The sequence below is a fragment of the Streptomyces sp. NPDC002698 genome (genome assembly GCF_042888945.1).
In the GTDB taxonomy this organism is placed as follows: domain Bacteria; phylum Actinomycetota; class Actinomycetes; order Streptomycetales; family Streptomycetaceae; genus Streptomyces.
This window is the reverse complement of the sequence record NZ_JBIAQM010000021.1, coordinates 17671-30155: the sequence shown is the minus strand read 5'-3', so window position 1 is coordinate 30155 and position 12485 is coordinate 17671. Positions and strand designations below refer to the sequence as shown.

Sequence of the window (12485 nt, the reverse complement as noted above, 5' to 3'; positions counted from 1 at the left end):
CGGCGCCCCGGGCCGGGTGCGGATCAGGGGTACCGGCCGCTCCCGACGGGATCCGGGACGACCACCCGCCCGGCGGTCCACGCCGGGGAGCGGGCGAAGCGCGGTACGGGGCCGGTACGGGACCGGCGCCGTGTCAGCTAGCGCACCGCCGCCATCAACGCCTCGCGTTCCAGGCCCAGTTCGCGGGCGAGTGCCTCGTCCGCCCATTCCTGGGTCCGCGCCCGTGACACCGCTCCGGAGTACGCCGTCATCTGGACCGCCAGTCCGTCCAGCAGCGCCGTGAGCCTGAGGGCCGCGGTCGTGGGGTCCGGGCAGCGGAACTCGCCGGCGGCCACGCCCTCCGCGATCACCTCGGTCATCGCGGCCTTCCACTGCCGGTCGAGATCACGGGTGACCTCGCGCAGCGCGGGCTCCCGCAGGGCGACCGCCCAGCCCTCGATCCACAGGCGCCAGCCCTTGGCCTGGCCCGTCGGGGCGTACCACCGCACGGCGGCCCGAAGGCGTCGCAGCGCCGTCGTACGGCGGCCGAGCAGCTTGCGCAGATGGGCGAGGTCGTCCTCGGCCGCGTAGGTGAACGCGGCGGCGACCAGCTTCTCCTTCGTCGAGAAGTGGTACAGCACCAGCGCGTTGCTCACGCCGAGGGCCGAGGCCACGTCGGCGATCCGTACCGCCGCGACGCCTCGCGCCTCGATCTGTTCCACGGCGGCGCGCAGCAACTCCTCACGCCGCTCCGCCACGCTCAACCGGACTCTCGCCACGCGGCAACCCTACACAGCCCTTTGCCGGAAGCCCCGACAGGAGCGGAGCGGGTCCGGGCCGGCTCCGGCCGGCCGCGCCCGCCGTCGGCCGGTGAACTCTCCTCGCGGCAGGAATCGCCGCCCCCGGCCCGGCGCCGCGTTCCTCAGCGGTACCAGCCGAACCGCTCCGCGATGACCGGCAGCCGGTCGGTGACGATGGCGTGGGCGGCGGCCCGCGGGGTCGTGCCGTCGGCCTCCGCGCGCGCGAGCGTCCGGTCGATCAGGGCGCGCATGGAGCGCCGGGTGTGGGCGAACGCCTCGTCCGCGTCGGCGCCGATGTCGCCGAACAGGGTCCACCACCACCAGGCGTTCGTACCGGAGTTGACCACGACGTCGGGCAGGACGGTGATCCCGCGCGCGGCGAGCAGTTCCTCCGCGTCCGCGAGGACGGGCATGTTGGCAGCCTCGACGATCCAACGGGCCGTGATCTCCCGCTGGTTCGCCGTGTCGATCGCGTACGAGACCGCGGCGGGCACCAGGACCTCGGCATCGGCGGACAGCCAGGCGTCACCGGGGAGTTCGCGGTCTGCCGGGCGCAGTACCGCGCGGTCGACCGTTCCGTAGGCGTCCCGTGCCGCGAGCAGTGCCTCGACGTCGAGGCCGTCCGGGTTCGCGATGGTTCCCTTGACGTCGGCGACGGCCACGATCCTGAGTCCCGCGCACGCGAGGAAGCGCGCGGTGGCCCCGCCCATGGTGCCGAGCCCCTGCACGGCGACCCGTGTGCCCGCGTACGGTGTCCCGGCCCGGTCCAGCGCGGCGAGCACCGACTCGGCGACTCCGCAGCCGCCGACCAGCTCGTCGAGACCGATGCCGTCCACCTCGACCGCGAAGGCGTCCGCGAGCCGCTTCCGGGCCGCCGCCTCGTCGTCGAGCAGCGGGTACACGGCCTGGATGGACGAGACGAGGCCGGCCTCCGCGGCGGCCCGGTCGACCAGGTCCTGGGTGAGCCCGAGGTCCTCACCGGTGGTCCAGAAGGCCTCGATGTAGGGACGCATGGCGCGCAGATAGCGCACCAGCAGGCCGTACGCCGCCGGGTCCTGGGGATCGCAGTCGATCCCGCCCTTGGCGCCGCCCAGCGGGATGTACCGGCCCTCGGGGTTGTAGTGCAGGGCCTCTTTCATGGTCATGCCGCGGGCGAGTCCGGCGACCTCCTCCAGCGTGCAGCCGGGCCGCATCCGCAGACCGCCGCTGGAGACGCCCCGCACGAGCCGGTCGACGACGAGGAATCCCTGACGGCCGCTGACATGGTCCGTCCAGGTGAGCGTCATCAGGGGGGCGGCGGCGGTCATGGGGTCTCCTCGGGGACGGCGATCAGGGTGGGGCCGGGGGTGCGCAGGGCCTCGGCGAGCGCGGCGCTCAGCTCGTCCGGGCCGTACGCGTGCGTGCCCTGCCCTCCGTAGGCGCGGGCCAGGGCGGGCAGGTCGACCGGAGCGAGGTCGACGGCCGTGGGGGTGTCGCCCCGGGCGGCCATCTCGTCGCGGATCTCTCCGTAGCCGCCGTTGTCGAACACCACGACGGGCAGCGGGAGGCGGAGCTGTACCGCGGTCGCCAGTTCCTGCACGGTGAACTGGAGGCCGCCGTCGCCGCTGAGCGCCACGACCTCGCGGCCGGGGCACGCCGCCTTGGCTCCGATCGCCGCGGGCAGAGCGTAGCCGAGCGTGCCGTAGCCGGTCGGGTGAAGATAGCGGCCCGCGGGGCCGAGCGGGAGGTGGGGGAGGGCTCCGTAGTAGCAGCACCGGGCGCTGTCCGAGGTGATCACGGCGTCGTCGGCGAGGACGGAACGGACGGCCCGCAGGTAGGGGATCCAGCGGGCGTCGCGTGCGGCGGTCTCGGCGTTCCGCGCGGCCCGCAGGGCCGCCGCCCGCCGGACGGGGTCCTCGACGGGCACGCGCGCGTATCCGTCGGTGCCGCCGGGTCGCCCGACGGCGGCGAGCAGGGCCGTCAGGGAGAGCCGCGCGTCGCCGACGACGGCGAAGTCCGCGGCGAGCCCCGCGTACATCTGGTCCGGGTCCAGGTCCACCCGGATCAGCGCGCCGTTCAGGACGGGCGGCGCGGACCAGAAGTCGGACTCGGCGAGTTCGGTGCCCACGGCGAGCACGGCGTCGCGTTCCGCGAGCCAGTTCCGGACCGCGGGGCTGTGCAGCGACACGCCGACGGCCAGCGGATGGGTCTCCGGGACGATCCCCTTGCCGTTGGCCGTGGTCAGGACAGGAGCGCCGAGCCTCTCGGCGAGGGCCAGGACCGGGACGGCCGCGCCGCGCGCTCCGCCGCCGAGCACGAGCGCCGGACGGCGGGCCTCGCGCAGCGCCCCGGCGGCCCGCTCCACGGCGAGGGGCGCCGGGGCGAGGGGGACGACGGGAGGAGTGACGCGTACGGGGCCTGTCTCCTCGGCGGTCTCCAGCAGATCGAGGGGGATCTCGATGTGCGCGGGGCGCGGCCGGCCGGTACGGAACAGGGTGAAGGCGCGGGCCACCGCCGCGTCGATCTCGGCGACCGAGGACACGCGGTGGCTGAACGCGGCCACGCCCCGTAGGGCCTCCGTCTGACTGCGCGTCTCGTGCAGCAGGCCGGTCGCGAGCCGGGGGTGGCGCAGGGGCATCCCCGGGGAGACGACGAGCAGCGGCACGCTGTCCGAGTAGGCCTGGCCGACGGCCGCCGCCGCGTTCAGCAGGGCGGGTCCGCTCGTGGTGATCACGACACCGGGGCGCCCGGTCGCGCGCGCGTAGCCGTCGGCGGCGTATCCGGCGCCCTGTTCGTGGCGCGTCAGGACGTGCCGGACGCCGTACGCGGACAGGTGGCGGTGGATCTCCAGGTTGTGCGTGCCGGGAATGCCGAAGGCCCGGGTCACGGCGTGCGCGGACAGGGCCCGGACGAGGGCTTCGCCGCCGGTGAGCGTCTCACCCATCACAGGCTCCGCACGACGTACGGGGCGGCCTCGGCCGTGGCCGTTTCGGCGGGGAGGTCGGACACGGTGTCTCCAGACGTGGACGGGCCGGCGCGGTCCTCGCGCCATGGGTACGAGAACCTGTCTACTGAATCGTGAGTCAGTATCGAAACGAGTGCCGGGTCATGTCAACGCACGGGATCGACGGCGCCGGGAGACACCGCGACGACCGCGTGCGAGGGCCCGGTCGGCGCCGGGGGAACGGCGGCGCCGGGAAAGGCCCCGCCGGAGCGGAAGAAGCGGGGGTGCGGCGGGGTTGAGCAGATACGGACCCGGGGCCACGGACGACGCGTTGTGACCGGGGTGACCCGGCGCTGTCAGAGGCGACGACCATAATGAAAGCCTGACCGACTCCATCTGGAGGTATCCGTGACCGGTTTCCGTACCCTGAGCTCCGGGCTCCGCGCGCTGCGGCCCGCCGCCTTCGGCGCGGATCCGGCTGGTGCGCGCATGCGCCGCATCCGCAATTCGCCGAACTTCGCGGACGGGGTCTTCCAGAACCCGGAGACCGCCCGAACCCGCCCCGACGGCTCGATGGTGGAGTTCGCGAAGGTCTACTTCCGCAGCGAGGAGCGCGCCCACCGCTCCCCGGTCGGGACCGTGCCGGTGCACGCGACGACGCTCGCCGACCTGGCCAGGCCCGCCGCGACCGGGCTGCGGCTCACCTGGATGGGGCACTCCAGCGTCCTCGCCGAGATCGACGGCCACCGCGTGCTGTTCGACCCGGTCTGGGGAGAGCGCTGTTCCCCGTTCGCCTTCGCCGGCCCCAAGCGGCTGCACCCGGTTCCCCTGCCGCTCGCCGCGCTCGGCACGGTCGACGTCGTGGTGATCTCGCACGACCACTACGACCACCTGGACATGCCCACGATCAAGGCGCTGGGCGGCACGGACACGGTGTTCGCCGTGCCGCTCGGCGTCGGTGCCCATCTGGAGCACTGGGGCGTCCCGGCCGACCGGATCCGCGAGCTGGACTGGCACGAGTCGACCAGGGTCGGCGGGATCACCCTGACGGCGACGCCCGCGCGCCATTTCTGCGGGCGCGGCCTGCGCAACACCCAGCACACCCTCTGGGCCTCCTGGGTCGCCGAGGGCGACGAGCACCGGATCTACCACAGCGGCGACACCGGGTACTTCCAGGGCTTCAAGGACATCGGCGCCGCCCACGGCCCGTTCGACGCCACGATGATCCAAATCGGCGCGTACAGCGACTTCTGGCCCGACATCCACATGACGCCCCAGGAGGGGATGCGCTCCCACCTGGACCTCCAGGGCGGGCGGCCCTCCGGCGTGATGCTGCCGATCCACTGGGGGACGTTCAACCTCTCGACCCATGCCTGGAGCGACCCGGGCGAGGGCACGCTGGCCGCCGCGCGCGCGGCCGGGGCGAGCGTCGCGCTGCCCCGCCCCGGAGAACCCTTCGAGCCGACCGCCGGGACCGTCCCCTCCGAGCCGTGGTGGCGTGGTGCGGCGCGTGTGCCGAAGGGCGGCTGGCCGGTCGTCGAGGAGACCGTCACCGATACGCCGGGTGACATCGCCGACGGCTCGGCGGAAGGAACCGGAGAGCCCGAAACGGTGTCCGCGGGCTGATCCACCGATCTGCGGCGAGGGCCGGGGAGCACCATGCTCCCCGGCCCTCGCTGTTTGCTTGCGACCGCTTCCGACCAGCTCTGATCGGATCCGGAGCCAGGCGCGAACGTGTGTCCGACGGGGTTATCGGTCAGCCGTGCGACGCCTCATACCAGAGCGGGACGCTACCCAGGGGACTTTGTCAACAGCCCACCGCACCTGATGCGTTGGCGACTACTGTCAGTTGCCGACGGGCGACGCAGGGCCGATTTTTGCGGCTCTCTCGACCGGCACCGCGACGGGGCACGCCCGAGTCGCGGAACCGCGGGAGCTCCACGCCCCCGACGCATCCAGTACGAGGACGCCGATGTCTCACCTCCGCGCACCGGCCGCACGCGCAGACCGCCGTGAGGGCGGCCGGCACGGCCGACCGGCCGCCCGCGCCAGCCTCGCGCCGCCCGAGACGCACCTGCGGCCCCAGTTGCTGCGCCTCGCGGTCCTGCCGCCGACCGCCGTGGCATTGAGCGCGTGCGCCGCCGTCCTGTTCACCGTCCGCTCCACCGGCGCCCGCCCCGGCCCCGTCCTGTGGGCCGTCCTCGCCGGAGCGGTCGGCGTGGCCCTGTCCGGCATCCTGATCGCCGCCGTGGCCGCCGACCGCGCCGCCGCGTCCGTACGGGAACGCATAGGAGCCCTGCGTCGCACGAGCGCCCGCACCGAGACCGAACTGCGCGACGTCGTCGAGGGACTGCGCCGCGGCGAGGACCCGCCCGCGCGCAGGAAGCGCCGCCGCCCGCCCGCGGACGCCGACGACTTCGAGCTGCTCGCCGCCGACCTCTCCCGTGCCCATGAGGGCGCCGTCGCGGCCGTCGTGCAGGCCGCGCAGCTCTCCAGCCGGACGGGCGACGACCAGAAGGTCGAGGTGTTCGTCAATCTGGCCCGGCGCCTCCAGTCCCTCGTGCACCGCGAGATCTCCATTCTCGACGAGCTGGAGAACGAGATCGAGGACCCGGACCTCCTCAAAGGGCTCTTCCACGTCGACCATCTGGCCACCCGCATCCGGCGTCACGCCGAGAACCTGGCCGTGCTCGGCGGCGCCGTCTCGCGCCGGCAGTGGAGCAACCCCGTCTCCATGACCGAGGTGCTGCGCTCCGCGATCGCCGAGGTCGAGCAGTACTCGCGGGTCAAGCTGGTGCCCCCGATCGACGGCACCCTGCGCGGCCACGCGGTCGCCGACGTCATCCACCTGCTCGCCGAACTCGTCGAGAACGCCACCTTGTTCTCCGCCCCGCACACCCAGGTGCTGCTGCGCGTCGACCTCGTCACCTCGGGACTGGCCATCGAGGTGGAGGACCGCGGACTCGGCATGCAGGCGGCCGAACAGGACCGGATGAACGCCCTGCTCGCCGATCCCGACCAGGTGAATGTCGCCGGCCTGCTCCAGGACGGGCGCATCGGCCTGTTCGTGGTCTCGCAGCTCGCCCGCCGGCACGGCATCCACGTACGGCTCCAGAACAACATCTACGGCGGTGTCCAGGCCGTACTCGTGGTCCCGCAGGGCCTGTTGGGCTCGGTGCCGGACGCCGTCGAGGACGCGGGCGCGGTACAGGCGCCGCCGAACGGGACGGACGGGCGGCACCGGCCGGCCCTCGGCCCGGGGTCCGCGCACACGCCGCCGGCACAGGTCCCGGTGCTGCCCGCCGCCCGCCCGGCGGCCCCCGTGGCGCCACGGCTGTCGTCACGTGAGCCGTCACGTGAGCCGTCACGGGAGTTGTCACGTGAGCCGTCACCAGGGTCCTTGCCCGAGCCCGTACGAGGGGAACGGACACCGCCGCGTGGCGTGGACGCGCCGGACGGGGGGCGCGGTGCCAAGCCGCTCCCGGTGCGCGGCGCCCGTGCGGAGCGGCCCAACCCGGCCGAGGCCGTACCCGGCATCCGCCCCGAGGACCGGCTCACCGCCGCGGAGAACGCGGCCGTGCCGCCCACACCGCGCACCGGCGTCGTCCGCGGCACCATGGGCAAGCCCGGCCTGCCCAAGCGGCGCGCCCAGGAACACCTCGCCCCGCAGTTGCGCGAAGGGCAGGCGCCCCGCCCGGACACGGACCGCCTCGTCGGGCACGACCCGGGTCTCATGGCGGCGTTCCAGCGCGGGATCGGGCTCGCGGAGGCCGCCCACGTGGAGCCGGCGGACCGGGAACGGCCGGAACCGTCCCGGACTCCGTCACCGACGTGGCCGGCCGCCCCGGCCGTCTTCCCGGACCGGGCGCGCCTGGAGGAACCGCCCGGGGACGGCGCGGACCCGCCCCCGGGCACCACCGCCGACGGCCGCGACCCCCTGGACGTACCCCTGGAGGGCGACACACCGGCGGAGGCTCACCCGGGCAGGGCGCGTGCGACGCACGCGCCGGCACCGCAAGGAGCCCACGACCTCGCGTCCGGCCACGACCGCACCACCCGCGACCGCGCCACCCGGCACGACGGGAGCGCACCGGCCGGATGACCACCCCCACAGCACCCACTCCCACCGCTCCCTCAGACCTTCGTACCTCAAGGAGTCGATCCCCCATGGCGAGCGATGCGCCGACCGGTCACGTATCCGATCTCGACTGGCTGATGAGCGGCCTTGTCCAGCGCGTACCCCACACCACGAGCGCGGTACTGCTCTCCAGCGACGGGCTCGTGAAGTCGGTCCACGGCCTCGACCCGGACAGCGCCGACCACATGGCGGCGCTCGCCTGCGGTCTCTACGCCCTCGGACGCAGTGCGGGTGTGCGGTTCGGGGACGGCGGCGAGGTGCGCCAGGTCGTGGTCGAACTCGACTCGACCCTGCTGTTCGTCTCCACGGCCGGCTCCGGCACCTGTCTCGCCGTGCTCGCGGGCCGCGAGGCCGACGCGGCCGTCCTCGGCTACGAGATGGCGATGCTCGTCAAGAGCGTCCGCCCCTATCTGGTCACCGCGCCCCGGCGGCAGGCCGTCGAACCCTCCGCGATGAGGTCTTGAACGTGGCCGCGGCCGGTGACGGGCCCTGGCTCGATGACGCGGCGGGACGCCTGGTGCGCCCCTACACCGTCAGCGACGGCCGGACCCGGCCGAGCACCGCGCTCGACCTCCTCTCCCAGGTCATGGCCACCGGAGCCACACCCCTCGGCTACCTCGGCCCCGAGCACTGCCAGGCGCTCGAACGCTGCCGGGCACCCGTCTCGGTCGCGGAGGTCGCCGCCCATCTGAAGCTGCCGGCGGCGGTCACCAAGGTGCTGCTGTCGGACCTCGTCGACTGCGGGGCGCTGACCACCAAGCCCCCTCGGTTCCACCACAACCCCACTGACCGGTCCCTTCTGGAGGCAGTGCTCGATGGATTACGACGACAGCTCTGACCTGTTCCCCACCGCGCTCAAGATCTTGGTGGCGGGAGGGTTCGGGGTCGGCAAGACGACGTTCGTCGGCGCGGTGAGCGAGATCGCGCCGCTCAGTACGGAGGAGCTGCTCACCACGGTCAGCGCCTCGACCGACCGGCTCGACGGGATCGAGAACAAGGTCGAGACGACCGTCGCGATGGACTTCGGCCGCATAACCCTGGATCCGGAACATGTCCTCTATCTGTTCGGCACCCCCGGGCAGGAGCGGTTCTGGTTCATGTGGGACGAGCTCTCCGACGGCGCGCTCGGGGCGGTGATCCTCGCCGACACCCGGCGCCTGGAGGACTGCTTCGCGGCCGTCGACTTCTTCGAACAGCGCGGTCTCGCGTTCATCGTCGCCGTCAACGAGTTCGACGGCTCGTACCGCTACGACCCGGCCGAGGTGCGCGCGGCCATCGACCTCGACCCCGAGATCCCCGTCGTCTGCTGCGACGCCCGGATCTCCAGCTCCGGGGTGCAGACCCTGCTCACCCTGGTCCGGCACCTCCTGGCCCACGCGCCCGCCCACACCTCGAGCCATGGAGCCCGTACATGAGCCACGACCCGCCCCGGCCGGCCGGGCGTCTGCTGCTGACACCGCAGGACAAGGACGCCCCGGCCCGGGTGCGGCGGCTGCGCAGGCTGGGCCTCGGGGAGCGCCCCGAGCCCGCCTTCGACGCCTTCGCGGACCATCTCGCGCGGGTCGCCGCGGCGCCGTACTCGATGGTCAACTTCATCGACGAGCGACAGCAGTTCTTCGCGGGTCTGCACACCCCGGACGGCGCCAGGGGCGCGCGGCTCATGGCCGGCGTGGACGGCAGCGAGCTCGAACCGGGCCGCTACATGGCCCGGGACCACGGCTTCTGCCCCCATGTGGTGGTGCGCCGCAAGGCGCTCGTCCTGGAGGACGTCTGCGACTACCCGCGCTTCGCCGGAAACCCGGTCGTCGACGAGTTCGGTGTGCGCTCCTACCTCGGTGCCCCGCTGCTCGACCGCAGCGGCATCGCCCTCGGCACCATCTGTGTCGTGGACATCGAGCCGCGCCCCTGGGGAAGGGCGGGCCTGGAGACGATCAAGGCGATGGCGGCCGAACTGGCCGGGCAGCTCGAACGGCGGGACGAGGCCCACGGGATCTGACGACGCGCCGGGGCGCGGGTCCGGCCTTGTCGGCGGTCCGGGACCCATCCTGTGACGTATGCCGGGACCCATCCCTGATGTATGTGATGAGCCCCCATAGAACGGGGGTGACGCATGTCCACGTAGTCATGCCTGATGTCACCGTCCCCCACTTCGCCTCCTCGCCCCGCGCCGCTCCGGCGGCCCGGCGACCGGCCCTCGGACGGGCCGGGAGAACGCGGGCGTGAAGGAAAGCTGGGGCCGCGCTTAAGAAATCCTCGATGGACCCAGGGCGCCGTCGTACGGCAGATTCCTGGGTGAATTCACCCCTCTCCCCGGTGCGGGTCCGCTTCGGCGTGCCCTTTCCCGGGACCTCACGCACAGGAGCCGTACGAGTGAAGGCGCTGGTCAAGGAGAAGGCGGAGCCCGGACTCTGGCTCAAGGACGTCCCGGAGCCGCAGGCCGGCCCCGGTGACGTACTGATCAAGGTTCTCAGGACCGGGATCTGCGGCACCGACCTGCACATCCGCAACTGGGACGGCTGGGCGCAGCAGACCATCACGACGCCCCTCGTGCTCGGCCACGAGTTCGTCGGCGAGGTCGTCGAGACCGGCCGCGACGTCAGCGACATCAACGTCGGCGACCGCGTCAGCGGGGAGGGCCACCTGGTCTGCGGCAAGTGCCGCAACTGTCTCGCCGGACGCCGTCACCTCTGCCGTGCCACCGTCGGCCTGGGCGTCGGCCGTGACGGCGCGTTCGCCGAGTACGTCGTGCTGCCCGCCACCAACGTGTGGGTGCACCGCGTCCCGGTCGACCTCGACGTCGCCGCGATCTTCGACCCGTTCGGCAACGCCGTCCACACCGCGCTGTCCTTCCCGCTGGTCGGCGAGGACGTCCTGATCACCGGCGCCGGACCGATCGGCCTGATGGCCGCCGCCGTGGCCCGCCACGCGGGCGCCCGCAACGTCGTCATCACCGACGTCAGCGAGGAGCGCCTGGAACTGGCCCGCAAGATCGGCGTCAGCCTCGCCCTCAACGTCGCGGGCTCGACCATCGCCGACGGACAGCGCACCCTCGGCCTGCGCGAGGGCTTCGACATCGGCCTGGAGATGTCCGGCCGCCCCGAGGCCATGCGCGACATGATCGCCAACATGACCCACGGCGGACGGATCGCCATGCTGGGTCTGCCGTCCGCGGAGTTCCCGGTCGACTGGGCCCGGATCGTCACCTCCATGATCACGATCAAGGGCATCTACGGCCGGGAGATGTTCGAGACCTGGTACGCGATGTCGGTCCTCCTGGAGAGCGGCCTCGACCTCATGCCCGTGATCACCGGCCGCTACGGCTTCCGGGACTACGAGGCGGCGTTCGACGACGCGGCAGGCGGCCGCGGCGGCAAGGTCATTCTCGACTGGACCCTCTGAGGACTTAAGGAACTGATGATGTTCGACTCCGTCCGTGACGACCTGCGCACCACCCTCGACGAGATCCGCGCCGCCGGGCTGCACAAGCCCGAGCGGGTCATCGGCACCCCGCAGTCCGCGACCGTGAACGTCACCGCGGGCGGCCGCCCCGGTGAGGTCCTCAACTTCTGCGCGAACAACTACCTCGGCCTGGCCGACCACCCCGAGGTCGTCGCCGCCGCCCACGCGGCGCTCGACCGCTGGGGCTACGGCATGGCCTCCGTGCGCTTCATCTGCGGTACGCAGGAGGTGCACAAGGAGCTGGAGGCGCGGCTGTCCGCGTTCCTCGGCCAGGAGGACACGATCCTCTACTCCTCCTGCTTCGACGCCAACGGCGGTGTCTTCGAGACCCTCCTCGGCGCCGAGGACGCGGTCATCTCCGACGCCCTCAACCACGCCTCGATCATCGACGGCATCCGGCTGTCCAAGGCGCGCCGCTTCCGGTACGCCAACCGCGACATGGCCGATCTGGAGGCCCAGCTCAAGGAGGCCTCCGGCGCGCGCCGGAGGCTGATCGTCACCGACGGCGTCTTCTCGATGGACGGCTATCTCGCCCCGCTCCAGGAGATCTGCGACCTCGCCGACCGCTACGACGCGATGGTCATGGTCGACGACTCGCACGCCGTGGGCTTCGTCGGTCCCGGCGGCCGGGGCACCCCCGAGCTGCACGGGGTCATGGACCGCGTCGACATCATCACCGGCACCCTGGGCAAGGCCCTCGGCGGCGCCTCCGGCGGCTACGTCGCCGCCCGCGCCGAGATCGTCGCCCTGCTGCGCCAGCGGTCCCGCCCGTACCTCTTCTCGAACACGCTCGCCCCGGTGATCGCCGCGGCCTCCCTGAAGGTCATCGACCTGCTGGAGTCCGCCGACGACCTGCGCGTCCGGCTCGCGGAGAACACCGCGCTGTTCCGCTCCCGGATGACCGAGGAGGGCTTCGACATCCTCCCCGGCGACCACGCGATCGCCCCCGTCATGATCGGCGACGCCTCCGTCGCCGGCCGGATGGCGGAGCTGCTCCTGGAGCGCGGCGTGTACGTGATCGGCTTCTCGTACCCGGTCGTCCCTCAGGGGCAGGCCCGTATCCGTGTCCAGCTGTCCGCGGGGCACTCCACCGAGGACGTGAACCGGGCCGTGGACGCCTTCGTGGCCGCGCGGGCCGAACTCGACGCCTGAGGGCGGACGCGCCCCCGAGCCGGGGGCGCACACC

General features: G+C 73.0%; 11 protein-coding genes. 8 read left to right on the top strand and 3 right to left on the bottom strand.

Going from position 1 to position 12485, the window contains the following annotated elements; genetic code table 11:
* Window positions 1–137: 137 nt before the first annotated feature.
* From ACFYW9_RS26365 to ACFYW9_RS26355, 3 genes are all read right to left on the bottom strand, one after another.
* Window positions 138–758: a TetR family transcriptional regulator C-terminal domain-containing protein gene (locus ACFYW9_RS26365; protein WP_351870556.1), complete on the bottom strand. Its 621-nt coding sequence runs from the start codon at window positions 756–758 to the stop codon at window positions 138–140.
* A 143-nt stretch (window positions 759–901) separates the two neighbouring features.
* The gene (locus tag ACFYW9_RS26360) at window positions 902–2086 is read right to left on the bottom strand and encodes a Glu/Leu/Phe/Val dehydrogenase dimerization domain-containing protein (RefSeq protein WP_389155014.1); all 1185 of its coding nucleotides are present in this window, start codon (window positions 2084–2086) and stop codon (window positions 902–904) included.
* A complete protein-coding gene (locus ACFYW9_RS26355; protein WP_351870550.1) occupies window positions 2083–3702 on the bottom strand; it encodes a 5-guanidino-2-oxopentanoate decarboxylase in 1620 nt (539 codons plus the stop codon). The genes ACFYW9_RS26360 and ACFYW9_RS26355 overlap by 4 nt, the downstream gene beginning before the upstream one ends.
* A gap of 408 nt (window positions 3703–4110) precedes the next feature.
* On the opposite strand from ACFYW9_RS26355, the gene ACFYW9_RS26350 reads away from it, so the two are divergent.
* The 8 genes from ACFYW9_RS26350 to ACFYW9_RS26315 all read left to right on the top strand — a co-directional run bounded on the left by ACFYW9_RS26350 (window position 4111) and on the right by ACFYW9_RS26315 (window position 12451).
* Window positions 4111–5328, top strand: coding sequence for an MBL fold metallo-hydrolase (locus tag ACFYW9_RS26350; RefSeq protein WP_389155009.1), 1218 nt, complete (start codon window positions 4111–4113; stop codon window positions 5326–5328).
* Between the two features lie 346 nt (window positions 5329–5674).
* Complete coding sequence (locus ACFYW9_RS26345) at window positions 5675–7804, top strand: ATP-binding protein (RefSeq protein ID WP_389155006.1); 2130 nt, start codon at window positions 5675–5677, stop codon at window positions 7802–7804.
* A gap of 65 nt (window positions 7805–7869) precedes the next feature.
* A complete protein-coding gene (locus tag ACFYW9_RS26340; RefSeq protein WP_351870540.1) occupies window positions 7870–8304 on the top strand; it encodes a roadblock/LC7 domain-containing protein in 435 nt (144 codons plus the stop codon).
* A gap of 2 nt (window positions 8305–8306) precedes the next feature.
* A complete protein-coding gene (locus tag ACFYW9_RS26335) occupies window positions 8307–8678 on the top strand; it encodes a DUF742 domain-containing protein (RefSeq protein ID WP_351870672.1) in 372 nt (123 codons plus the stop codon).
* A complete protein-coding gene (locus tag ACFYW9_RS26330) occupies window positions 8656–9255 on the top strand; it encodes an ATP/GTP-binding protein (protein ID WP_389155002.1) in 600 nt (199 codons plus the stop codon). Before ACFYW9_RS26335 ends, ACFYW9_RS26330 begins: the two co-directional genes overlap by 23 nt.
* A complete protein-coding gene (locus ACFYW9_RS26325) occupies window positions 9252–9836 on the top strand; it encodes a GAF domain-containing protein (RefSeq protein WP_389154999.1) in 585 nt (194 codons plus the stop codon). Before ACFYW9_RS26330 ends, ACFYW9_RS26325 begins: the two co-directional genes overlap by 4 nt.
* 374 nt (window positions 9837–10210) lie before the next feature.
* Window positions 10211–11239 carry an L-threonine 3-dehydrogenase gene (tdh, locus tag ACFYW9_RS26320; protein WP_351870535.1) on the top strand — a complete coding sequence of 343 codons (1029 nt, stop codon included), beginning with the start codon at window positions 10211–10213 and terminating at the stop codon, window positions 11237–11239.
* Window positions 11240–11257: 18 nt separating this feature from the next.
* Window positions 11258–12451: a glycine C-acetyltransferase gene (locus ACFYW9_RS26315; protein ID WP_351870668.1), complete on the top strand. Its 1194-nt coding sequence runs from the start codon at window positions 11258–11260 to the stop codon at window positions 12449–12451.
* Window positions 12452–12485: the final 34 nt, after the last annotated feature.